At 66.3% G+C, this 22610-nt stretch carries 22 protein-coding genes; 8 read left to right on the top strand and 14 right to left on the bottom strand.

Annotation, left to right across the window (positions count from 1 at the left end; genetic code table 11):
• Positions 1–66: 66 nt before the first annotated feature.
• The gene (locus H7K34_RS05055; RefSeq protein WP_264060709.1) at positions 67–1134 is read right to left on the bottom strand and encodes an alpha/beta hydrolase; all 1068 of its coding nucleotides are present in this window, start codon (positions 1132–1134) and stop codon (positions 67–69) included.
• A 242-nt stretch (positions 1135–1376) separates the two neighbouring features.
• Between H7K34_RS05055 and H7K34_RS05050 the strand changes: the two genes are divergently transcribed.
• Complete coding sequence (locus H7K34_RS05050; protein ID WP_372510696.1) at positions 1377–2324, top strand: SGNH/GDSL hydrolase family protein; 948 nt, start codon at positions 1377–1379, stop codon at positions 2322–2324.
• A gap of 93 nt (positions 2325–2417) precedes the next feature.
• Positions 2418–3635 (top strand): acetyl-CoA C-acetyltransferase, encoded by a 1218-nt coding sequence (locus H7K34_RS05045; protein ID WP_264060707.1) that lies wholly within the window; start codon positions 2418–2420, stop codon positions 3633–3635.
• 185 nt (positions 3636–3820) lie between these two features.
• On the opposite strand, the gene H7K34_RS05040 is transcribed toward H7K34_RS05045, so the two are convergent.
• On the bottom strand, positions 3821–4684 hold the full coding sequence (locus H7K34_RS05040; RefSeq protein ID WP_264060706.1) for a Bax inhibitor-1/YccA family protein: 864 nt from the start codon (positions 4682–4684) through the stop codon (positions 3821–3823).
• A gap of 241 nt (positions 4685–4925) precedes the next feature.
• On the opposite strand from H7K34_RS05040, the gene H7K34_RS05035 reads away from it, so the two are divergent.
• From H7K34_RS05035 to H7K34_RS05025, 3 genes are read left to right on the top strand one after another with little or no spacing between them, the layout of a single operon-like run.
• Positions 4926–5975, top strand: coding sequence for an enoyl-CoA hydratase/isomerase family protein (locus H7K34_RS05035; RefSeq protein ID WP_372510689.1), 1050 nt, complete (start codon positions 4926–4928; stop codon positions 5973–5975).
• A gap of 13 nt (positions 5976–5988) precedes the next feature.
• Positions 5989–6771, top strand: a complete 783-nt coding sequence (locus H7K34_RS05030; protein WP_108924454.1) for an enoyl-CoA hydratase — start codon at positions 5989–5991, stop codon at positions 6769–6771.
• Between the two features lie 9 nt (positions 6772–6780).
• Positions 6781–8580, top strand: a complete 1800-nt coding sequence (locus tag H7K34_RS05025) for an alpha/beta hydrolase (RefSeq protein ID WP_264060705.1) — start codon at positions 6781–6783, stop codon at positions 8578–8580.
• On the opposite strand, the gene H7K34_RS05020 is transcribed toward H7K34_RS05025, so the two are convergent.
• Together H7K34_RS05020 and H7K34_RS05015 are read right to left on the bottom strand one after the other, a co-directional pair.
• Positions 8581–9021, bottom strand: coding sequence for a rhodanese-like domain-containing protein (locus H7K34_RS05020; protein ID WP_264060704.1), 441 nt, complete (start codon positions 9019–9021; stop codon positions 8581–8583).
• Entirely contained in the window at positions 9021–9617 is a 597-nt protein-coding gene (locus H7K34_RS05015) for a cupin domain-containing protein (protein ID WP_264060703.1), read from the bottom strand. The genes H7K34_RS05020 and H7K34_RS05015 overlap by 1 nt, the downstream gene beginning before the upstream one ends.
• A gap of 169 nt (positions 9618–9786) precedes the next feature.
• On the opposite strand from H7K34_RS05015, the gene H7K34_RS05010 reads away from it, so the two are divergent.
• Positions 9787–10185, top strand: coding sequence for a lipoprotein LpqV (locus tag H7K34_RS05010; protein WP_372510687.1), 399 nt, complete (start codon positions 9787–9789; stop codon positions 10183–10185).
• Positions 10186–10288: 103 nt separating this feature from the next.
• Positions 10289–11326, top strand: a complete 1038-nt coding sequence (locus tag H7K34_RS05005) for a patatin-like phospholipase family protein (protein WP_264060700.1) — start codon at positions 10289–10291, stop codon at positions 11324–11326.
• A gap of 5 nt (positions 11327–11331) precedes the next feature.
• Here the strand turns inward: H7K34_RS05005 and H7K34_RS05000 are convergent, their stop codons facing one another.
• The 10 genes from H7K34_RS05000 to H7K34_RS04955 form a co-directional block, all read right to left on the bottom strand.
• Positions 11332–12201, bottom strand: a complete 870-nt coding sequence (locus H7K34_RS05000) for a patatin-like phospholipase family protein (protein WP_264060699.1) — start codon at positions 12199–12201, stop codon at positions 11332–11334.
• Position 12202: 1 nt separating this feature from the next.
• Positions 12203–13084, bottom strand: a complete 882-nt coding sequence (locus tag H7K34_RS04995) for a class II glutamine amidotransferase (RefSeq protein ID WP_264060697.1) — start codon at positions 13082–13084, stop codon at positions 12203–12205.
• A gap of 30 nt (positions 13085–13114) precedes the next feature.
• Positions 13115–13588, bottom strand: coding sequence for an SRPBCC family protein (locus H7K34_RS04990; protein ID WP_264060696.1), 474 nt, complete (start codon positions 13586–13588; stop codon positions 13115–13117).
• A gap of 38 nt (positions 13589–13626) precedes the next feature.
• The gene (locus H7K34_RS04985) at positions 13627–15258 is read right to left on the bottom strand and encodes a long-chain fatty acid--CoA ligase (protein ID WP_264060695.1); all 1632 of its coding nucleotides are present in this window, start codon (positions 15256–15258) and stop codon (positions 13627–13629) included.
• A gap of 123 nt (positions 15259–15381) precedes the next feature.
• A complete protein-coding gene (locus H7K34_RS04980) occupies positions 15382–16527 on the bottom strand; it encodes a YncE family protein (protein WP_264060694.1) in 1146 nt (381 codons plus the stop codon).
• Positions 16528–16923: 396 nt separating this feature from the next.
• Positions 16924–17691: a DUF427 domain-containing protein gene (locus H7K34_RS04975; protein WP_264060693.1), complete on the bottom strand. Its 768-nt coding sequence runs from the start codon at positions 17689–17691 to the stop codon at positions 16924–16926.
• Positions 17692–17698: 7 nt separating this feature from the next.
• A complete protein-coding gene (locus H7K34_RS04970) occupies positions 17699–17971 on the bottom strand; it encodes a DUF6295 family protein (RefSeq protein ID WP_264060691.1) in 273 nt (90 codons plus the stop codon).
• A 12-nt stretch (positions 17972–17983) separates the two neighbouring features.
• On the bottom strand, positions 17984–18739 hold the full coding sequence (locus H7K34_RS04965) for a dienelactone hydrolase family protein (RefSeq protein ID WP_264060690.1): 756 nt from the start codon (positions 18737–18739) through the stop codon (positions 17984–17986).
• Positions 18740–18852: 113 nt separating this feature from the next.
• Entirely contained in the window at positions 18853–20436 is a 1584-nt protein-coding gene (locus H7K34_RS04960) for an esterase-like activity of phytase family protein (RefSeq protein WP_264060688.1), read from the bottom strand.
• A gap of 68 nt (positions 20437–20504) precedes the next feature.
• Entirely contained in the window at positions 20505–21299 is a 795-nt protein-coding gene (locus tag H7K34_RS04955; RefSeq protein WP_264060687.1) for a hypothetical protein, read from the bottom strand.
• 96 nt (positions 21300–21395) lie between these two features.
• On the opposite strand from H7K34_RS04955, the gene H7K34_RS04950 reads away from it, so the two are divergent.
• Positions 21396–22601 (top strand): class I SAM-dependent methyltransferase, encoded by a 1206-nt coding sequence (locus H7K34_RS04950; RefSeq protein WP_264060686.1) that lies wholly within the window; start codon positions 21396–21398, stop codon positions 22599–22601.
• Positions 22602–22610 lie beyond the last annotated feature (9 nt).

The raw sequence follows: 22610 nt of genomic DNA, 5'->3' as shown, positions 1-22610 counted from the left end.
TTTGTGGCCGCGCGCACCCACTCTCGGTGTGATCGAGATCCCGGCGCGCGGCGAACAACCGAGCAGCTAGCCGGTGGCTTCGCGGATGTACTCCCCGATTTGGCGCAGCGAACGGACGGCTTCGGGAACCAGCGGTGCCGCCAGCTGGAAGTCGTGAACCTGTCCGGGCCAGACCCGAACTTCGGCCGGCACGCCAACGGCGGCAAGCCTGCTCGCCGCCAACTGCGCGTCGTGCAGCAGCACCTCGGAACCCGAAACGTGGATCAGCGTGCGCGGAAGTCCGGGTTTGATGTACTCGAGGGGTTCGTAGATCTCCTCGGCCTTGCCGTCGACGACGTTCTTCTGCGCCGCGCCAGCAACCAATTCGACGAGCGCATCAAAAGCCTTGGCAGAGAACATCGCATCCGTCTTGATGTTGGGATGCGTTTGCTTGTATTCCTTTGCTAGCTGCAGCAGCGGCGAGATTGCTACCAGCGCCGCTGGCTCCTCGCATTCCTCCTGCAGCCGTTGCGCGAGGGACAGCGCGAGATACCCGCCCGCGGAATCTCCGGCGAGCACGATCTGGTCCGGCTGATAGCCGCGCCGCCGCAACCACCGGTAGGCGTCGTGGCAGTCCTGCAGAGCCATGCCCACCGAGTGCTTGGGCAACAGCCGGTAATTGACCACCAAAACGGGTGAATCAGCAAACTTCGAAATCGATTCGACCACCCGGCCGTGGGAGTTCGCTCCACAGGTCAGGAACGCGCCGCCATGGAAGTAGAGCACCATCCGCCTGGTGCCGTCCGCGGGCAGCACGCCGGGAGCGCGAACCAATTGTGCCGACGCATTCGGCAACGTCACAGTCTGTCGCACGGTTGCGGAGGCGGGCAGCAACGCCCGGGCCGCGAGGTCGATCAGGCCCCATGGCCACGGCATGTTGGGCACGTAGCTGCCGGCCGCCAAAATCGGCCGTATCGTCACGCGCAAGGCCAGCGTGGCTACTCGCGCCTGGACGCTGGGGCCCGACTCCAGGACCTCGACCGGCGCGCCGTCGCTGATAGCGAATTTGCGTGCCTCGGCCCTGCGTGACTTGAGCAGGTCACGGAGATGGCTGGTATTCCGGGGTGCACCGGAAACCTTGCTGGGTGCGGTCATGCTCGACACTCCTACGCCTTTGTAGTGCGATACAGCATGTGACGAGGAAGCCAAGCGCTCAGTTCATTTCGTGCACCGAGCCGTTCAGCCAACCCGTTGAACTTAGCTTCGCAGGCATTACTTAGAAGAACGTTTGAAGAGTCTGATTTGATACCACATCTGATTCACAACGTGACCGCATTGTTTGTCGGGCGTCCGCGCAAACACGACAGCCGATCTAAACTGATCCAGTGACCATTAGGGTGCCGCGTCGCTCGACGATCGCCCTGGCCACAGCGGGCGCACTCGCCTCGACGGGGACGGCCTATCTGGGCGCACGCAACCTGCTGGTCGGCCAGGCGACGCACGCGCGCACCGTCATTCCCAAAGCCTGGGACATCCCGCCGCGCGCCGACGGCGTGTACAGCCCGGGCGGCGGGCCGGTGGAACGGTGGCAGCGCGGCATGACCGCGGATCTGCACCTGATGATCTTCGGGGACTCAACTGCCACCGGATACGGATGTGCGAGCGCCGAAGAAGTGCCGGGCGTGCTGGTCGCCCGCGGGCTGGCCGAGCAGACCGGCAAGCGTATTCGGTTGAGCACCAAGGCAATTGTCGGCGCCACCTCAAAGGGCGTCAGCGGCCAAGTCGACGCGATGTTCGTGGCCGGACCGCCTCCGGACGCTGCCGTGATGATGATCGGCGCCAACGATGTCACCGCCCTCAACGGGATCAGCCAGTCCGCGCGGCGGCTGGGCAGAACTGTGCGCAAGTTGAGTTCGCGCGGCGCGGTGGTGGTCATCGGCACCTGCCCGGACCTGGGCGTGATCAGTGCGATCCCGCAGCCCCTGCGCTCGCTGGCGCGCGCGCGGACCAGACAGCTCGCCCGCGCGCAGGCCGCGGCGGTGCGGTCCTCCGGGGGGCTGCCGGTACCACTGGCGCACCTGCTGGCTCCCCAATTCCGGGCCACACCCGAGCTGATGTTCTCGGCCGACGGCTTCCATCCGTCACCGGCCGCGTACGCGCTGGCAGCGGCGCAGCTGCTGGTGGCGCTGTGCGATTCGCTGGGTGTAGAGGTTGCGACCCCGGTGCTGAATCTGGCGGCACGCTCCGAGACACCCATGGTCAGCGCGGGCCACACCCCACTGAGTGCCATGTCGCGGCTATGGCGGCGCCCGGCGTCCAGCGCGGCCGCCCCATCGTCGAACTGACCAATCGGCACCGTCTAGATTTGCCTTAGCCCGTCGGGGTGGGTGTGCCACCCGATTGTTACGCGAGCCCGTATCCCATTGGAGGGAATCGTCATGCCCGAAGCCGTCATCGTCTCCGCCGCCCGCTCTCCGATCGGGCGCGCCATGAAGGGGTCGCTGGTCAGCATGCGGCCCGACGACCTGGCCGCGCAGATGGTGCGCGCCGCGCTCGACAAGGTGCCCGCGCTCAACCCACACCAGATCGACGACCTGATCCTGGGCTGCGGCCAGCCCGGCGGTGAGGGCGGATTCAACTTGGCGCGCGTGGTTGCCGTCGAACTGGGCTATGACTTCCTGCCCGGCACCACCGTCAACCGGTATTGCTCGTCGTCGCTGCAGACCAGCCGGATGGCTTTCCACGCGATCAAGGCCGGCGAGGGCGACGTGTTCATCTCCGCGGGTGTGGAAACCGTGTCCCGCTTCGCCAAGGGCAGCGCCGACTCCTGGCCGGACACCAAGAACGCGCTGTTCAGCGAGGCGCAGGAGCGGTCTGCCGCCGCGGCAGGCGGCGCCGACGAGTGGCACGACCCGCGCGCCGACGAGAACATTCCCGACGTCTACATCGCGATGGGGCAGACGGCGGAGAACGTCGCGCTCCTGACCGGCGTCAGCCGCGAAGACCAGGACCACTGGGGCGTGCGCAGCCAGAACCGCGCCGAGGAAGCGATCAAGAGCGGGTTCTTCGAGCGGGAGATCTCGCCGGTGACCCTGCCCGACGGCACCACGGTGAGCACCGACGACGGCCCGCGCCCCGGTACCACCTACGAGAAGATCAGCGAACTCAAGCCGGTATTCAGGCCCAACGGCACCGTGACCGCGGGCAACGCTTGCCCGCTCAACGACGGTGCGGCGGCGTTGGTGATCACCAGCGACGTCAAGGCCAAGGAGTTGGGCCTCACGCCGCTGGCCCGCATCGTGTCCACCGGAGTCAGCGGCCTTTCGCCGGAGATCATGGGCCTGGGCCCGATCGAGGCGTCCAAGAAGGCGCTGGCCCGGGCCGGCATGTCGATCAACGACATCGACCTCTACGAGATCAACGAGGCCTTCGCGGTGCAGGTGCTGGGTTCGGCCCGCGAGCTGGGCATGGACGAGGAAAAGTTGAACGTCTCCGGTGGCGCGATCGCCCTGGGCCACCCGTTCGGCATGACCGGCGCACGCATCGCCGCGACGCTGATCAACAACCTGCAGACACACGACAAGACGTTCGGCCTGGAGACCATGTGCGTCGGCGGCGGCCAGGGCATGGCGATGATCATCGAGCGGCTCAGCTAGCGCTTTCAGCTGTTCAATGTGCGTCCTGAGCGCCGAGTGTGCGCCCAGGGCGACGACACGCCGGATGAGGCAACCGTCAGCGCACACTCGAGGCCGTAGCCGCACACACGATGCGGTTGCGGACCTCGTCAGCGCACAAAAAAGCCGGCACGCCCGTGGGCGCGCCGGCTTTCCCGTTAAGCGGGCTACCTATCGCCCTGGAAGTAACTGAGCAGACGCAGGATCTCGAGGTAGAGCCAGACCAGGGTCACGGTCAGGCCCAGCGCGATCCCCCACGCCGCCTTCTCCGGCGCTCCGGCGCGGATCATCTGGTCGGCTGCGTCGAAGTCGATCAGGAAGCTGAACGCCGCGATAGCGATCATGACCAGCGAGAAGATGATCGCCACGGGTCCGCCGCTGCGCAGGCCCAGCCCGGTGCCGCCGCCGACACCGAACAGCGCCAACACGAAGTTGCCGAGCATCAGGAACAGTGCGCCGAACATGGCGGCGACCACCATGCGGGTGAACTTGGGCGTGACCCGGATGGCGCCGGTCTTATAGACGACGAGCATCCCGAAGAACACGCCGAGCGTCCCCAGCACCGCCTCGCCGATCATCGCCCCGGCGTTAACCGACCGACCGCTGCCGACCGATACCTGGAAGGTCAGAAGTAGCGATATAGCGCCGAGGGCCAGGCCTTCGAGAACGGCGTAGCCGAGCACGATCGCCGGGTTGTCCTGCTTGCGGCCGAACGTGGCGATCAGCACCAGCACCAAACCGCCGATGGCGCCGATGAAGGTCAGCGGCGCCGCCAGCGCGAGGTTAGTCGACGCCAGGTAGAACGACACAACGGCGGAGGCCGTCAAAACGGCCAGCGTGATGCCGGTCTTGGTGACGACGTCGTCGATGGCCAGCGGCCGGGAGGCCTTGGCCTCCTGGTATGGAGCTGCCGTGTAGGGGTCGCCCTGGTAGTAGCCCTGCTGCACCTGGGCCGCGCCAGTGCCGAACTGCGCATATCCGCCGCTCTGCTTGGGCAGCGAACGAAATACCGGGTTGCTGGTCTCCCGCACCGTCGGTTCCTCTCTTAGGATTGTGGGTTCGAGCTGTGCGAACGCTTGCTCAACGATCAGTCGCCTTCCCAGGTTCCCAGCGGAACTGGTGTTTTCAGGGTATCTCCGGGCACGGCCGCTGTCGTCGGCTCAAACATAATCCTTACCCGCGGGTATCGCTTCCGTTGTAACGATCTAGATTGCTGGTCAAGGCCCGGCAAGGCGACACACGGGCACCGATTCCGGCGATGGGAGCCACGGCGTGACCGAAGGCGCGACTGACCAAATCGACGAGGTATTGACCCGCATCGACAATGGCGTCGGCCTGATCACGCTCAACCGCCCTAAGGCAATCAACTCGCTGAACCAGACGATGGTCGACGTGCTCGGCCCGCTGCTGCGCCGTTGGGAAAACGACGATGCAGTGCGCGCGGTGGTGCTGGCCGGGGCCGGCGAACGCGGACTGTGCGCCGGCGGCGACGTGGTCGCGGTCTACAACAGCGCCCGCAAGGATGGCGTCGAGGCACGGAGATTCTGGCGCGACGAGTATCTGCTGAACGGCCAGATCGGCCGGTTCGCCAAGCCCTACGTGTCGTTGATGGACGGCATCGTGATGGGCGGCGGCGTCGGGGTCAGTGCGCACGGCAGCGTCCGCGTGGTGACCGAAAAGTCCAAGATCGCAATGCCGGAGGTCGGTATCGGGTTCATCCCCGACGTCGGCGGCGCATTTCTGTTGTCCCGGGCGCCGGGTGCGCTCGGGCTGTACGCCGGCCTCAGCGGAGCACCGTTCGGCGGGGCGGACGCCATCGCATTGGGCTTTGCCGACCACTACGTCCCACACCAGCAGCTGGGCGCGTTCACGAAGGCGATCGTCGACGACGGCGTTGAAAGTGCGCTGGCCGCGCACGCTGTCGAGCCACCGGCCAGTGAACTTGTCGCGCAACGCCATTGGATTGACCATTGCTTTGCCGGTGAGACCGTGCAGGACATCATCGAAGCGCTGCGCGGGCATGACGCCGGGCCTGCCCAAGACGCCGCCAACCTGATCGACAGTCGCTCCCCCATCGCGGTGTCGGTGGCACTGGCGGCGGTGCGCCGAGCTGCGAAGCTGGACACACTGGAAGACGTTCTGGTACAGGACTATCGAGTGTCGTCGGCGTCGGCGAGCTCACACGATCTGGTGGAAGGCATTCGAGCACAGATCATCGACAAAGATCGTGATCCGAAGTGGTCGCCGCCGAACCTTTCCGCGGTCTCCGCGGCCGACATCGACGCGTACTTCGCGCCGGTCGACGACGACTTGAGTTTCTAGAAAGGCGATTTGGGTGAGCGAGACAACGTACGAAACCATCCTGGTCGAGCGCGATCAGCGGGTCGGCATCATCACGCTGAACCGGCCGCAGGCACTCAACGCGCTCAACAGTCAGGTGATGCACGAAGTCACCAGTGCCGCAGCCGAACTCGACGAGGACCCGGGCATCGGGGCGATCATCATCACCGGTTCGGCCAAGGCGTTCGCGGCCGGGGCCGACATCAAGGAGATGGCCGCGCTGAGCTTCGCCGACGCGTTCGGCGCCGACTTCTTCGCCGCTTGGGGCAAGTTGGCCGCCGTGCGCACCCCGACGATCGCCGCGGTGGCCGGCCACGCACTCGGCGGTGGCTGCGAGCTCGCGATGATGTGCGACCTGCTGATCGCGGCCGATACCGCGAAGTTCGGACAGCCCGAGATCAAACTCGGTGTGCTGCCGGGCATGGGCGGCTCGCAGCGCCTCACCCGCGCCATCGGCAAGGCCAAGGCGATGGACCTGATCCTGACCGGCCGCACGATCGGCGCCGAAGAAGCCGAACGCAGCGGCCTGGTTTCGCGGGTGGTGCCGGCCGACGACCTACTCGGCGAGGCCAAGGCCGTCGCCACCACCATTTCGCAGATGTCGCTATCGGCGGCCCGGATGGCCAAGGAAGCCGTCAACCGTGCCTTCGAGTCCACCCTGGCCGAGGGACTTCTCTACGAGCGCCGGCTTTTCCATTCGACTTTCGCGACCGACGATCAGTCCGAAGGGATGGCGGCATTCGTCGAGAAGCGGGCTCCTAACTTCACGCATCGCTAAGATGCTCGGATGAGCGAGCCAGGTTCTGCGACCGGCACCGACGACGAACCAGCCGTCAGCGCAGACAAACTCGCGGGCTCCGACGACGCCCAGGTCACCGGAGAGGCGACCAAGGCCGAAACGGCTCCCGAAATCCTCTCCGCTGACGACGCTGCTGATGCGACGGAAATCGCGACGAAGCCGTTTTGGGTGCGTCACTACACCTTCACCGGCACGGCGGTCGGCCTGATCTTCATCTGGTTCTCCCTGACGCCGTCGCTGCTGCCCCGCGGCCCGCTGTTCCAGGCGTTGGTCAGCGGGTTCTCCGGCGCCATCGGCTACGGCCTGGGCGTGTTTTCGGTGTGGTTGGTGCGGTTCATGCGCGAAAAGCGTCACAGCCCGCCGCCGCCACGCTGGGCGTGGAAGGTACTCGTACCGGTCGCCCTGGTCGGCCAGGTGCTGATGGCGATCTGGTTTCACGTGTGGCAGGACGACGTGCGCAACCTGATGGGGGTCGCTCACCTGCACTGGTTCGACTACCCCCTGACCGGGATCCTGTCGGTCATCGTGTTGTTCACGGTGGTCGAAATCGGCCAGGCCATCCGCCTCCTGGTCAGATTCCTTGTCGGCCAACTCGATCGGATCGCGCCGTTCCGCGTTTCAGCCACCATCGTGGTGGTCCTGCTGGTCGTCTTGACGATCACCTTGCTCAACGGCGTGGTCATCAAGTTCGCGATGCGCACGATGAACAACACGTTCGCCTCGGTCAACAATGAGATGAATCCCGACAGCACGGCCCCGACAATTTCGGAGCGATCCGGGAGTCCGCAGTCGCTGGTGTCGTGGGAATCCCTGGGCCATCAGGGCCGTATCTTCGTCAAGGGCGGTCCCCGAGTCGATGACCTCACCAAATTCAACGGAACCCCCGCCACCCAGCCGATCCGCGCCTACGCCGGCCTGAATTCCGCCGACGGCATCACCGCGACCGCCGAGCTGGCGGCGCGCGAACTGCTACGCGAAGGCGGACTGCAACGTGCCGTTGTCGCCGTCGCGACCACCACCGGGACCGGCTGGATCAACGAGGCGGAGGCGTCGGCGCTGGAATACATGTACAACGGCAACACCGCGATCGTGAGCATGCAGTACTCGTTTCTGCCGAGCTGGCTCTCGTTCCTGGTGGACAAGGAGAACGCTCGGCATGCCGGCCAGGCGCTGTTCGAAGCCGTCGACAGACTGATCCGCCAAATGCCTGAGGCGCAACGCCCCAAACTCGTGGTGTTCGGCGAAAGCCTGGGTTCGTTCGGCGGTGAGGCGCCGTTCATGAGCCTCAACAATGTGCTGGCCCGAACCGATGGTGCCCTGTTCAGCGGACCGACCTTCAACAACACCATCTGGACGGACCTGACCTCCACCCGGGACTCCGGTTCACCGCAGTGGCTGCCCATCTACGACGACGGCCACAACGTCCGATTCGTCGCTCGCCCAACCAATCTGGATCGTCCCAAGGACCCGTGGGGCGCACCGCGAGTGGTGTATCTGCAGCATGCCTCCGACCCGATCGCGTGGTGGACACCCGATCTGCTGTTCAGCGAGCCGGACTGGCTGCGCGAACGGCGGGGCTACGACGTGCTGCCGCAAACCAATTGGATTCCGGTGGTGACGTTCCTGCAGGTGTCGGCGGACATGGCGGTCGCCGTGGATGTGCCGGACGGGCACGGACACCGCTACGTCGCCGACGTCGCCAATGGCTGGGCCGCGGTAGTGTCACCGCCCGGGTGGACGCCGGAGAAGACCGAGCGGCTGCGGCCGCTGTTGCACGCCAACGAATAACTACAGCCAGCGGCGGCCGGTCGCCCCCGCATTCGCCAGCGCCGCCGGGTCGACCGCGGCAGCGGCCAACTCCGCCAGCACGCCGGCGCCGGCCAGCGCGTGGTAGCCGCCGACGACGTCGGTGGCGCGGTGCAGACCGATGTCGAGCAGCGCGGCCGCCGCCAGGCTGGATGTGTAACCCTCGGAACACAGGATCACCCACTCGACGTCGTCGCCAACGGCTTCCGGCAGACGGGCATCGCTGGTCGGGTCGCAACGCCATTCCAGGACATTGCGTTCGATCAGCAGCGCGCCGGGCACTTCGCCCTCACGGAATCGCTGAGCCTGCGGGCGGATGTCGACGAGCACCGCGCCGCGCCGCAGCGCATCGGGCACCTCGGCGGCTGAAAGCCGGCGATAGCGGCGTCGGGCGGATCTCAAGACCACATCGATACGGCTCATCACGTCCCCTCTGGCTGGTCGGTCAGTTCGGTGCGCTGGCGGCGCAACGTGTTGTTCCCGGTGACCTCGTAGTAGGACATCGCACTCAGCGGCGGCGAATAGGCGTGCACGCTCAGCGTCGGTGCAACCGGTGTCTTGATCGGCATGACGGTCCCCGGGACCGGGCTTGGAACAGTCCTGGGCGCCCACACCACGTCGTGCACCCAGCCCAGCGGAAAGCCGGCCTGATCACCCGCGTCAAGGCGGCGGCGCCGCAATCTGCGCCCATCCCAACGGAATTCGTTGAGCGACCCGGACACCACGGTCAGCGCACCCAGCGACCCACCGTGGTCGTGCAATTCGGTGGCGTGACCGGGAACCCAGCTGATCAGCCAGACGTCGAGTTCGTCGTCACCGTGGACGCGGGTGAACCAGCGCTGCGAATCCGGTACGCCGCCGTCGGGCAGCAGGTGGTCGCAACGGCCGCTGAGTACGTCGTCGGCGACTTGGTCGGTGGCGCGCAGCAGGTCGGGAACCCGCAGCCGCGTCGGCCCCGCGGCAGGCGACGCGATGGCCGGCGAACGCAACGCAACGGAACTGGTGACAGGCAATGACATTGGGAGAGCTCCAGAGAAAGCGGAAGGGGCAAGGGCGGCGCGTTAGGGCCGACAACACTCGCAAAATCCGAAGCGCTCCATCACGGCCGCAAGTGTTGCATAGATTGAGACGGTGCGCTGGTGCTGTCATCGCCCCCTGCTGTGGGGCGCGCTCGTTGCGGCGACGTCTGTGACCGGACTGTCTGCGGTCACGGGATGCTCGCCGGGCGGCGGTCCCCCGGGCAAGGTCACATCGTCGACGACGCGGCCGGCGGCCATTCCGCACGGCCCCACTTCGGCGCCACCGGGAGCTGTCGGGCTCTCCCCCGCCGGCGTGACAACCAGGGTCGACGTCCCCGCGGATTCGACCGAAGAAGAGTATTACCAGGCCTGTCACGCCGCAAAAGTGTGGATGGACGCCCGGCCTAAGACCGGAGAATCCCAGTTCGAGCCGTATCTGGCCATGGTCCAGACCTCGTCTTCGGGCACTGCTGGCAGCTGGAATGCCAGGTGGGTGGACCTGGCGCCGGCCCGGCAGGCAGCGGTGATCACCGCCGCGCGGGCGGCCGCCAACGACGAATGCGGGTAGCACCAGGCGAACGGGCTTCGAACGCCTGCGCAATTGCGATCACGGCTGTAAAAAGTGCCGCCCCGACCCGGCGACGGCACGATCCGCCACGCAAAATGTAGGGGTGCCTACCGAAGTTGCCGCACGACGCTCAGCACCGCCCCGGGTCGCGATCGCGCTCGGGAGCGGTGGCGCCCGGGGCTACGCCCACATCGGGGTGATCGAGGCGCTCGATGCGCGCGGCTTCGAGATCGTGGGGATCACCGGCTCGTCGATGGGCGCGATGATCGGGGGTCTGCAGGCCGCCGGACGGCTTGACGAGTTCGCCGACTGGGCGAAGTCGTTGACGCAACGCACGATTCTGCGGCTGCTTGACCCGTCGATCAGCGCGGCGGGGGTGATGCGGGCCGAGAAGATCCTGGAGGCCGTGCGCGACATCCTCGGCCCGGTCACGATCGAGGAACTGTCGATCCCGTACACCGCGGTGGCGACCGACCTGCTGGCCGGTAAGTCGGTGTGGTTTCAGCACGGACCGCTCGACGAGGCGATCCGGGCATCCATCGCGATTCCGGGGGTGATCCCTCCGCACCAAGTCGGCGGACGCCTGCTCGCCGACGGCGGCATCCTGGATCCGCTGCCAATGGCTCCGCTCGCCGCGGTCAACGCCGATCTGACGATCGCGGTGGGCGTCAGCGGCAGCGAAGTGATCGCCAAACGATCCCCCGAGCCCGGCGCCACCGTTGAGTTGCTGAACCGGATGGTGCGCAGCACTTCTGCGCTGCTCGACACGTCGGCCGTTCGCTCACTGCTCGACCGCCCCACCGCGCGCGCCGTGTTGAGCCGATTCGGCGCTGACACTTGGTCAGAGGAAGCCGGCGACGCGGATACCGACGACCTCGTGGGCGGGCCCGGGGTTCCGAAATTGGGCAGCTTCGAAGTGATGTACCGGGCATTCGACATCGCCCAGTCGGCGCTCACCCGCCACATGCTCTCGGCCTACCCGCCCGATCTGCTGATCGAGGTACCACGTTCGACCTGCCGGAGCCTGGACTTTCATCGGGCCGCGGAGGTGATCGACGTCGGACGGTTACTGGCCGATCAGGCCCTCGATGCGCTCGAACACGTGGCCACCGAACCCGTAGGGCCCGCGATCGAAGGCTGATCCGATCAGACGCCCAGGAACCGGGCGATCGCGCGCGCTTCACGGCGACCCTGCTCACGTCCAGCCTCGGCCGAGCTGACCCGACAGCGCGGGTCTAACAGGTTGGGCCCGAACGCTTTCAACGAGCCATCGTCGGCGAACACCGCGAATGTGGTGCCGTCGAACGCCGCGATCTCGGCGGCCAGTCCGTCGCCGAACGGTGCTGGAGCATCGGGCGCCGAGGGCACCAACACCACGGCCGCATCGCAGTCGTCGGCGACACCGAGGTTCACCGAACTGGCGATCCCGCCGTCCATGTACCGCCGGCCCGCGATCGTCACCGGCGGCCACGCGCCCGGCACCGCGCAACTGGCCGCCACCGCATCGACAAGCTGCACTGCCGAATCGGAGTCGAAGACCACCAATTCGCCGGTGGCCGTGTCGATTGCGGTAATACGCAGTGTGCGGCTGGGCCAGTCGTGCGACGGCAGGCGCTGCACGATCACCTGGCGGCGGACCGGCTCGGGCACGGTTTTGCTACCCAGCGCCACCGCCCCGATCCGCTGCATCTGCTGACGCGTCCTGGGCGGCGACTCGTCGTACGGCACGGCCAGGGCGGTCAAGAACAGTTCGGTGATGGTCTCGAAGTCGACGCCGGAATCGATTTCGGCCGACGTCTCGGCGACTTGCCGTTCGAACAGCGCCTCGGGCGTGCTGCCGGTGCCGATCTGGGCGGCGACCGCCGAACCCGCCGACGTGCCGACCAGCACATCCGAATCCAGCAGCAGCCGTGCGGCGGCCGGCGACTCATCGGCGATGCCCTGCAGAATACCTGTTTCCCAAGCGATTCCGGCTATCCCCCCACCGGCCAGCACCAGCGCGCGTCTGATTGTCATGTCACAACTTCCTGGTGTTGGGCAGTGCGTGCTGCGCGTCTTCGACCGGGACGCTGAGATCCTCCCGGCGCAGCAGATGCTGGGGCGGGTCCGGCAGGATCATCGTTCGGTTGATCTGCAGCGAGCCGTCGACCTGCACCAGCTCGCCGGGATGCAGCAGACGCCAGCGCGGGTCGTCGTCCATCGGTTCGGTCGCCAGCACCACCGACGGGCGCGTGCACAGAGCTTCGGATTGGGCGTGAATTCGCTTGGTACGCAAATCGAACTCCGGATCCGGTGCCCCGTCGCGGCGGTCCAGCAGGCAGAGCTGGTGGGTTTGCGGGTAGCGCAGCGCCCACATATCGGTGGCCGTGCTCAGCAGCACGTTGACCGCATAGATCGGCACGTTCGCGGCAAGCCAGGTCATCGCGTCGGTGATGCCGGCGCAGACGTCGCCGTCGGCGGCGCGGATCGATGCGGTGATCAACGCGAATACCCGCTCGGAATCGGTTTGGCCCAGCACCAGGTCATCGGTGCCGACCTCGCGCAGCCGTTCGTCGAGGATCCCCAGCCCCTCAAGCACACCGTTGTGCGCGAAGATCCGGCCGTCCTGCAGAAACGGGTGGGTGTTGCGGACGTCGCGCGACCCGGTCGTCGCGTAGCGCACGTGGGCGATGAACGTCGTGCCGGTCTTGCGGTGTGCTTCGGTGGCGAAGTCGGCATCCTGCCAGGCCGCGATCGGCTCCTTGTACAGCCGCGGTCCGCCGTTGGATTCGAACACACCCAGGCCGGTGCCGTCCGGGTTCCGCCTGCTCTGTTCGGACAGACTGTCCGGTGCGTCCAGCAGCCAGAAGGTCGCGGTGCAAGCGTGCGTCCCGGCGTGCAGGCCAAAGAGTCGACACATGGCTCGACGGTACCGAATGCCGTTGCGGCCTCAGCGCGTCAACAGCACCGACAGCTCATGCAGCGACCGGCGCGCGTAGCCCTTCCACATCGCGGCGAACACCGGGAGCGCCAAGGCGCTGCGCGCCGACCGCGGGTGAATGTCCCAGCGCCAGGTGACCTGGGTGCCGCCGGCGGCCGGGGTGAAGATCCACTCGCCCAGCACGTGGTCGACCAGCAAAGCCATCGGGCCGGTGACGTTGCCGAGCCGGTAGCCGAACGATCGCGGTGGGTCGACGCTGGTCAACTCCTCGCGGGTGCTACCACCACCGGCCAACACCACGGTGCGGGTCTGGCCCGCCGCGTCCCAATCACCCGTCTGGTCGCGGACCTCCTTGATCGGCGGGAACACCCCGTGCCGGCGGCTGAAAATCTCCGGAAGCGGCGCCGGCAGGGTGCGGTGGAAGGCCTCCTCGACGGGCACGGGGATCACCAGCGATTCGGAGACAACACGCGAATGTGCCATGCGCTTAACCCTTTCAGACCTCTGGCTTGACGAGCCGCTCAGTCGCGCGCCTCGGTGACCTCGTATGCGTTGTCCGCGTAGCGGGATCGGATCGCCTTCTTGTCGTACTTACCCACACTGGTGCGCGGGACTTCGTCGGCAAAAGCCCACCGTTCGGGCAGCCACCAACGAACGACCTTGTCCGAGAGGAACGTTCGCAGCTCGCCGGCGCTGACTGACGCACCTTCGTTGAGCACGACGACGGCCAGTGGGCGTTCCTGCCAGCGTTCGTCGGGAACTCCGACGACTGCGGCCTCGAGCACGTCGGGGTGACCGACCAGGCAATTCTCCAACTCCACCGAGGAGATCCACTCCCCGCCGGACTTGATCACGTCCTTGGCGCGGTCGGTGAGGGTGACGAAGCCCTCCTCGTCGATGCGACCGACATCGCCGGTGCGCAGCCAGCCGGAATCGAATTTCGAATCGTCGTGCCCGCGGTAGTAGGAGCCGGCGATCCACGGGCCACGGACTTCCACCTCACCCACGGCCTGACCGTCGTTGGGTAGCACCGCGCCGTCGTCGGAGACGATCCGCATTTCCACACCGCATATCGGTTGGCCCTGGGTGCCGCGGATGGCCCAGTGCCGGTCTTGCGGCGTTCCGACCGGCGGCCAGGCCAAAGTGGCCAGCGGCGACGTTTCGGTCATGCCCCACAGCTGCCGGATCTGGACGTTGTACTTGTCTTCGAAGGTGCGCATCATCGACACCGGAACGGCCGAGCCGCCGCAGGCGACCAGCCGCAGCGACGAAATGTCGTGGTCGGGGTCTTTTTCGAGGTGATGCATCACGTCGTTCCAGATGGTCGGTACCGCGCCGGCCAGAGTAGGCCGTAACTTCTCGATCATGCCGATCACCGATCGAGCGTCGAGGTGGCAATCGGGCAGCACCAAGTCGGCGCCGGCCATCACCGCCGCGTACGGCAGCCCCCACGCGTTAGCGTGGAACATCGGCACAATCGGCAGCACCCGATCGCAGGCCCCGACCCCGATCCCGTTGGTGCTGCATGCGCCCATTGTGTGCAGGAAGCTCGAACGATGGCTGTAGACAACACCTTTGGGGTTTCCGGTGGTACCGCTGGTGTAGCATATCGCGGCCGCGGAATTCTCGTCGATGCGTGGCCAGTCGAATTCGGTCGGCTGGCCCTCGAGCAATTCCGCGTAGCGCAGCACCGTCTTGCCCGACTCCTGCAGCGGCGCCGTATCGCCTTCGCCGACCGCGATCACGGTGTGCACCGTTTTGAGCTCGGGCAGTACCGGGGCGAGCAGTTTGACCAGTGACATGTCAACCAGCACGACCTGGTCTTCTGCTTCGTTGGCGACATAGGCGATCTGCTCGGGGAACAAGCGGATGTTGAGGGTGTGCAGCACGGCACCCATCGAGGGCGCCGCAAGGTAGGTCGCCAGGTGCTCGGCGTTGTTCCACATAAACGTCGCGACCCGCTGATCTCCGGTCACGCCCAGACCGCGCAGCCCGTTCGCCAGTTGAGCCGCCTGCTGACCCAATTCGCGGTACGTGGTGTGGCGGTAGCCGTCAGCCATCGCGGTGGTGACCGTTCGGGCCCCGTGAACGCCGCAGCCGTGCCGCATGATCGCGGAGATAGTCAGCGGAAAGTCCTGCATTGTGCTGTCCATCGATCTACCGCCTTACGGTCTCGGCGCAGCACCGCCACATGGTCGGTCGGGCGAATGGTATCGCCGCGCTACATCAGGAGAAAGGGTTCCCCTGACAAGGCGTGTTGTACCCCCGGCCGAGAGTCAGGCGGGCACCGGCTCCTGCGGCATCAGGTCGGGCAGCATCCAACCGGTCGCCGACAGCTCGCTGTTGGGCACGGCGCTCTCGATGGCCAGCGTGGTGGCCGAGACGATCGGCGCAACGCTCACGGCACCGGAGTAATCGGCGATGTACAGGCGCGTCCCATCCGGGCTCTCCACCACGCACGACGGCTGGGTGCCCGCGCCAATGGTGGCGATGACGTCGTGGGTCAGCGTGCACAGCACGGTGACGCGGTCGTCGCTGACCAGATAGGCGCGATCGCCGTCGGCGGACAGCGTCATCCCGGTGAGAATGCCGCCGATCTCGCCGACCTTGCGCGTGTTGGTGATCTTGTTGGTCCGGGTGTCGATGACGTCGACCACGACACCGATCTCGGGAGCGCAACTCGCCACATAGGCGAGCGCACCGCCCCGGCTCAGGGCGACGTCGCGGACGGGCAAGCCGATCTCCACGGTGTCAATGACCTGCAATGCGGTCTGGCGGTCGGTGCCGTGCTTCTTCCGCCAGCCGGTGTGGCCGCCGGCCGCACCGGACTGCGCTTTCGTGCCGATCACCACGAGCCGGCCGCCGGCGGGCCCGTTGATCCCCACATAGGCCCGAGTCCCGTCGGGGCGCACCCGCACGCATTCCGTCGCGGTGCCCGCCGCGGCGTCCGCGACACTGATTGCCTGAACCCGTCCGGTCCTGGTGTCCAGGACAGCGAGGTCGACAACACCGGCGGCGTTGCGGCTCGCGTACACATGGCGCCCGGCGGCATCGACCGCTAGGTCGCTGACGGACAGCGCCAGCGGGTGCGTCGCGACCACCGCGTTCGTGGACATGTCGATGACCTGGATCGAGTCATAGGACGCCGACGCCGTGCTGACGTATGCCTGTAGTCCCGACCCGTCCACCGCAATGGCAAACGGTTCGTCGACGCCGTCGATCGAATCGACGACCCGGAAGCAGTCAGTGTCGATGACCGAGACGCTGCCAGCGCGAAAGTTGGTCACCATCAGTCGTCTGCCGTCGCGGCTGATGGCGATGCCGCTGATCGGGCCGTTGCCGACCGCGATCTCGACGGCCACCGGCGTGGGGTCGACCTCGACGATCTCGCTGGCGGCCTGCCGGCCGTTGAGTTCGTTCACGTTCGTACCGCCTTCGCTGTTGTCAACGGCGATCTCCGCTCGGGCCGGTCACCGCAACTCTGATGCGACACCGGCGGCTGGGATAACCGCGTTTCAGCACCGGAGAAATGCGCTGATCTGCACAAATTTTACTGGCCCAATTTCGGCCAAAAATCATTTAAATCGGCAATGTCGGCTAAATCACCGTGCGGCCTCAGGATCTGCTCAGGTGATTGTTACCGAGTATATACACGGCCACCCCCAGGCAAACAAGTCATAGAGGGACTATCTGCGGCTATGTGCAGTTAGGCTAATGCTGATGCGAGCAGTGAGCACATAGCCGAATAAGAATTCATTAGATTTGTCGGCAAAAAGAGGTAAATGTCACATTCAGCGGGCTCGGCATGTCGCGGTTAATTAGCTGAACTGCGTCTTTGGCCGGGCCAGGCCGACACCGTCGACCTCGATATCGAGCTTCTCGTTGTAGAAAGCCACCAGCCCCGCGATCTGGCTCACCGCGGGCAGCGGATAGTGATACGTCCACGCGAGATCGGTATGCACGGTGTCGCCGACGCGCACCGACCAGTAGCCCGACGTCACCCCTTTGTACGGGCATTGCGTCTGAGTCGGGCTGGGCTCCAGATGCGCGAAAAAGACATCGGTGGGATCGAGGTAATACCTTGTCGGCAAACCGGTTTCGAAGAGCAGCACCGGCGACTGGGTATCGGCCAGCACGACGGCGTCCAGCTCTACCCGAATGTGTCGGTGCGAGCGCAGCGCGTCGACCCGCGAGTAGGGATTGCGCGGGTGGACGTAGATGGGCTCGTCTTCCTCGAACCACCGCAGCGCGTCCCATTCGAAGCGCACCGTGCCCGCTACCGGGCTGTCGGTGTCGGCGTCGAACACCCGCGCGGCCGCCGGGTGCGTCTGGCCGGCCCCGACGAGGGCATGCAGCCGCGAGGGCCCCAGCTGCACTTTCTGCGCGTGGTCCTCGTCGCGCAGGAACTCTTGGCGCACATCCGCTAGCGGCACGTAATACGCCGGGTAATAAGGGATTTCCCACACGTAGCGAGCCGCGGTGGTGTCGAAGACCAGCTCGGCGCCCAAAAAGCCCCGGACCCGCCGCGGTGCCGGCTCGATCCTCCCGCGGGCGGCGGCCGGCTGCGGGTAGTCATTCTCGGTCATGGCTCACCTACTGGTCCCTGGACGCAAGGCCGGCCGGCGCATTCGCAATCGCTTTGTGGATGGCGTCGGCCAACGCCAGCGCACTTTCCGCGGTGAGCTCCAGCGCGACCCGCGCCGACGGCCCGAGCTCCGGATTGATGACGTCGATGTTGACGGTGTGGCCGTAGGGCGCGTGGACGGGATGGTCGACGTAGACGGTCGCGCGGTGCGCGCCGAACCATCCCAGCGCACCCTTGCCACTGCCATCGATGTCGACGTGTTCGGTCAGATATGTGCACATCGCTTGGCGGACCTAGCCTTTCAGATGGGTGGCGAAAAACTCGTCGATGCGGCGCCAGCCGTCGACGGCCGCCTCCGCCCGATACGCCGGTCTGTCAACCGAGAAGAACGCGTGGCCCGCGCCCTGGTAGGAGTGGAACTCGTGTGGCTTGTCCAGCTTGTTCAGCTCCGCGTCCAGCGTGGCCACCGCGGGTGGGGCCGGAAATTTGTCGTCGATGCCGAACAGCCCCAGCAGTGGACAACTCAGCTTCGGCGCCAGATGCAGGATCGGTTGCATGGCCTTGGGCATGCCCTCGGGCCGGTCCTCTACGACGAAGGCGCCGTAGCAATCCACGGCGGCGTCCAGCTGCAGCGAGCACGCCGCCAGGTAGGCGTGCCGGCCGCCCGAGCAGTGCCCGATGACGCCGAATTTCCCGTTCGCGCCGGGCAGCGACCGCAGGTGCTCGATCGCGCCCGCGACATCGCCGACCAGCCGCTCGTCGGGCACCCCGCCGGCCGCGCGCACCGCGGCGGCCGCGTCGTCGGGAGCGGCCCCCGGCGCCTCGCGGGAGTAAAGATTCGGCGCCACGGTGTGATAGCCGCTGACGGCAAGCCGGCGGACGAACTCTTTGGTCTCGCGGTCGTAGCCGGGCATGTGATGGATCCAGACGACCGCGCCGCGCGATCCTTGCGCGAGCGGTGTCGCGCGGTAGGCCTCGATCTCCTCACCGCCATGGCCGGTGATGGTGATCGTCTCCGCGCGAATGGCATCTGGGCTAACCGCATTCATCGAAATGCTCCTTGCTGGGCCGCAATCGGGTGCGCAGCGCGTGCGGCTCATCCGGGTGCCGGCGGGGTGGTGCGCCCGCCCGACACCAACGTATCCGAACTTCGCGTCGGGGCTCAGGCAACCTTGATAGGGACTGTCTCCGACTCCATCGTGGGGGGCAGCTTCCCGGTGTCGACCGTCAGAATCTCACCGCTGTCCGCAGCACCGTTGGGCGCCATCTTGGGCATGAGCGAAAACGGCGCGGTGGTGGACGCCAGGCCGGCCAGCCCGAAATCGCTGTCGTTGGCGATGAATATCGTCTTTCCGCCGTCCGGAGTGATGACGCCTTCGATCTTGGCGTGCCCAAAGAAGTTGCCGTTGGCGGACAGGGAACGCAGCATGTCGGTGAGATCGAGCTTGAGCCTCTTGCCCGTCACCGTGATACCGGCGGCGCTGAGTTCGTCGGTCGCCGCGTCGACCCCGCCGACTCCGACGAAGGTCTCGATCGGAACCCCATTGATCAGCAACCCGCCGCCGTCGGCCCGATAGGTCGCCCCGGGCAGCTTCGCGCGCGGACCCACATCGGTGGCCCCGGAGATGTCGGCCGAGTAGATCTTCTTGTTGCCGTTGGGTTGTGGCTCGCCGTCGAGCTCGTCGACCAGGAAGGTGGTGGCCGTGACCGCGGTGATCTCTGAGACCGCGACCTTGGTCTGCTGGAGGTTGGCCAGCGGGTACAGGTACTCGTGCACGTCGCCGCGGTTGGCGAGTTTGATCGTCACGATGCGGGTGATCGGGACCGACGTCGACGGGCCGACCAGACCGGGTGTTTGCAGCGCCGACTGCATGATGCCCACCAATGTCGTGGCGTCGGGGGTGACGGTAAGGCCCTCCATCCCGTGGTTCGGGCTGCGCAGCGAAAGCTCCTTGGGCAGAGTTCCGTCGAAAGGCGAAAGCCGTTCCAGCTCTTTGCCGTTGGCGTCGAAATGGACGATGAACGGGCCGTATTCGTCGGAAACCCAGAAGGTGCCGTCCGGCAAAGCGACCAAGCCTTCGCCGTCCAGTCCGTGATCGGATGGCGGCAACGGGGCACCGTTGATGTCGACCATCGAATCGCCGGTGCTGGCCTGCGGGTGGGACAGTCCGACCAACGGGGCGCCGTCCTTGCCGGCCAGCGTGATGATTTGCTCCACCGACGCCACCCCGTCGGCGAGCTTGAGCTTGGCGATCTGCGGGTGGAAATCGGGTACGGGGAAAACGATTTCGTTCGGCGTGCGCCCGGCTACGTTGGGGCCGCGATCCGTCAGGCCGTAAATCTCGTTGGAGCTACCGGGCACCGGGGCGATTGCGGAGCCGTGCGCGTTGGCCTGGACGGCGACGCCGCCGACAGTCGCCAGCGGCGGCAGGTTCTCGGCATAGAGCTTGACGCTGGGCGTGACGGTGATGTGGAGCCGATCGGTGCCGGTGAAGCCCGCGTCGGGGGTGTAGATCATCGCGCCGTTGGCGCCGTACGCGATGTTGCCCTGCTCGGGCTTGCCGAACGCCACCGGCGTCTCGCCGTCCGTCGCGGCCAGCAGCTGATCCGGGGTGATGGTCAGCGCCTTGCCGGCGCCGGTGCTCAACGCCACCTTGGCGCCCGACCCCCAGTGGCCTGATGAGCAAGCTGCCACCGCGATCAGCACCGTGGCGGCAGCCAGCGGCCAAGTCCTGTGGGATGCCATGCGATCGACCTAACAAGTGGAAGTTGTCGCGCCGGTGGATGTCGGGCGCGCGGACGAACAGCGCGCCCCTAATGGTCCTTGTCGCGCACCTTGTAGGACGAGGGCCACGACTTGCGCGACTCGTCTCCGGTCAGCGGGGTTCCGATCCCCCCGACCTTCACGTTGTACGCCTCCTTGCCCGGGCCCACCTCGCGATTCGCGTGTTCCTGGGCGAGGTAATACAGCTCATCGATCGTTGCTTCGTCGTAGGCGACGAACGAGGTCTCCCGGGCGACGTCGTCGATCCCGACGAGCATCCGCTCTGGCACATACCGTGACGCCAGCGCCGCCACGCCCAGCAGCGAGTACGGGATGACCCAGTAGCAGATGAACAGCAGCGGAGTCCGCGTATCGAGGATCGTGGCCTCGCGCCCGCCGAACTCCTCCAAGACCGGCGGAATCGCGGACGACACCGTCATTCCGGCGAACGCGGCGATCCAGATCCAGGACAAGACGTCGGTGATCCGGTCGAACAGCTCGGTCTTGACCACGTCAGGCGGTTGCTCCGCCGCGGCGAACTCACGCACAAACGACTTGCCGACCAGCTGGCCGATCAGAGCCACCAGGAAGATCCCGCCACTGCTGAGTGGCTGTATCCAGCGGTGCATGAACGACTCGCTGAGCGTGAAGGTCAGCACCGTCAGCACCGCGAAGGTGGCGACCGCCCCGACCTCCAGCGTGCCGCCCGGCTTACCGAGCAGACGCCCGATCAGAAACGCGGCGGCAGCGATCACCAACGCGACCACCACCGCGGTCTTGAAGGGAACGTTGCCAACCAGCACCCAGTAGATAAGCCACGGCGCAAATCCAAAGAGCATGCCCACGGTGCGCCAGTGTAGGAGTTGCTGGCTCATACCACGGCGCGCATCGCCGCATCGCGTCCGGCGGCAACCCAGCAAAGCCACTACATTGCGTCTGTAGTGAACGACGATCCGCGCAACGACATGGTCTCCCGGCAATACGACCGGTGGCAGTACCCGCCGCCCATCGACGACCTCGAGATCTACTCGAAGAACAACTGGGAGTGGTTCGACCCGTTCCGCGCGCACCGGGTGTTGTGGCCGGACCGGGACTATCGCGCCGACCTGGACATTCTGATCGCGGGGTGCGGCGCCAACCAGGCCGCGGTATTCGCCTTCACCAACCGCGCCGCCAAGGTGGTGGCCATCGACGTCAGCCAATCGGCACTGAACCACCAGCAGTATCTGCAAGACAAGCACGCCCTGCACAACCTGGAATTGCACCTACTGCCGATCGAAGAGGTATCGGCGCTGGGCCGCGACTTCGACCTGATCGTGTCCACCGGCGTTCTGCATCACCTGGCCGACCCGCTGACCGGTATGCGGGCGCTCGCCGGGTGTTTGCGCCGCGACGGCGCACTGGGGGTGATGCTCTATGCCAAGTACGGCCGGACCGGGGTCGAGCTGCTCGAGTCGGCGTTTCGCGACTTGGGGCTGTCCCAGGACGAGGCGTCAGTGCAGGCGGTCAAGGACATCATCGCGATGCTGCCCGCGGACCATCCCGTCCGCAGCTACTTGACGGTGGCTCGCGACTTGCAGACCGACGGCGCTCTCGTCGACACCTTCTTGCATGGCCGCCAACGCAGCTACACCGTCGACGAATGCCTCGATCTGGTCGCCTCGGCCGGGCTCACATTCCAAGGGTGGTTCCACAAGTCGCCGTACTATCCACACGAAATCCTCACGCAGTCAGGCGAATTCGGATCTCATCTGGCCCAGTTGCCCGACCGCGAACTCTGGTCGGTGATGGAACGGCTGCAGACCCTGAATGCGACGCATTTCTTCATGGCTTGCCGTCCGGACCGCCCGACGCAGCAGTACACGATCGACTTCTCGGCGGCCCAGACCCTTGATTACATTCCCGTGTCGCGCACCGCGTGCATGTTGTCCGGAGCCGACCTGATGGGACCCGGCGCCCGACTGCGGCTCGGCGCGGCCGATCTGGCTTTCGCGGAGCTCGTCGACGGCCAGCGCAGCATAGGTGAGATCGCTGCCATCGTCGCGCAGCGCGGCGACGGCGAGGCACAGGCCCATGCGCGCAGGCTTTTTCGGGAACTGTGGCGGCTGGACTTCCTGGCAATGGCCATCGACGCGAGCTCGCCGTAAGCTGTAATA

Source organism: Mycobacterium montefiorense (assembly GCF_025823255.1).
Taxonomy (GTDB): Bacteria; Actinomycetota; Actinomycetes; order Mycobacteriales; family Mycobacteriaceae; genus Mycobacterium; species Mycobacterium montefiorense.
This window is presented reverse-complemented; position numbering and strand designations above follow the sequence as displayed.

Bases quoted from the DNA above. Each gene is read 5' to 3' on its own strand.
- H7K34_RS05055 (WP_264060709.1), bottom strand. From the start codon at position 1,134: ATGACCGCACCCAGCAAGGTTTCCGGTGCACCCCGGAATACCAGCCAT.
- H7K34_RS05045 (WP_264060707.1), top strand. From the start codon at position 2,418: ATGCCCGAAGCCGTCATCGTCTCCGCCGCCCGCTCTCCGATCGGGCGC.
- H7K34_RS05025 (WP_264060705.1), top strand. From the start codon at position 6,781: ATGAGCGAGCCAGGTTCTGCGACCGGCACCGACGACGAACCAGCCGTC.
- H7K34_RS05020 (WP_264060704.1), bottom strand. From the start codon at position 9,021: ATGAGCCGTATCGATGTGGTCTTGAGATCCGCCCGACGCCGCTATCGC.
- H7K34_RS05015 (WP_264060703.1), bottom strand. From the start codon at position 9,617: ATGTCATTGCCTGTCACCAGTTCCGTTGCGTTGCGTTCGCCGGCCATC.
- H7K34_RS05000 (WP_264060699.1), bottom strand. From the start codon at position 12,201: ATGACAATCAGACGCGCGCTGGTGCTGGCCGGTGGGGGGATAGCCGGA.
- H7K34_RS04995 (WP_264060697.1), bottom strand. From the start codon at position 13,084: ATGTGTCGACTCTTTGGCCTGCACGCCGGGACGCACGCTTGCACCGCG.
- H7K34_RS04990 (WP_264060696.1), bottom strand. From the start codon at position 13,588: ATGGCACATTCGCGTGTTGTCTCCGAATCGCTGGTGATCCCCGTGCCC.
- H7K34_RS04985 (WP_264060695.1), bottom strand. From the start codon at position 15,258: ATGGACAGCACAATGCAGGACTTTCCGCTGACTATCTCCGCGATCATG.
- H7K34_RS04975 (WP_264060693.1), bottom strand. From the start codon at position 17,691: ATGACCGAGAATGACTACCCGCAGCCGGCCGCCGCCCGCGGGAGGATC.
- H7K34_RS04970 (WP_264060691.1), bottom strand. From the start codon at position 17,971: ATGTGCACATATCTGACCGAACACGTCGACATCGATGGCAGTGGCAAG.
- H7K34_RS04965 (WP_264060690.1), bottom strand. From the start codon at position 18,739: ATGAATGCGGTTAGCCCAGATGCCATTCGCGCGGAGACGATCACCATC.
- H7K34_RS04960 (WP_264060688.1), bottom strand. From the start codon at position 20,436: ATGGCATCCCACAGGACTTGGCCGCTGGCTGCCGCCACGGTGCTGATC.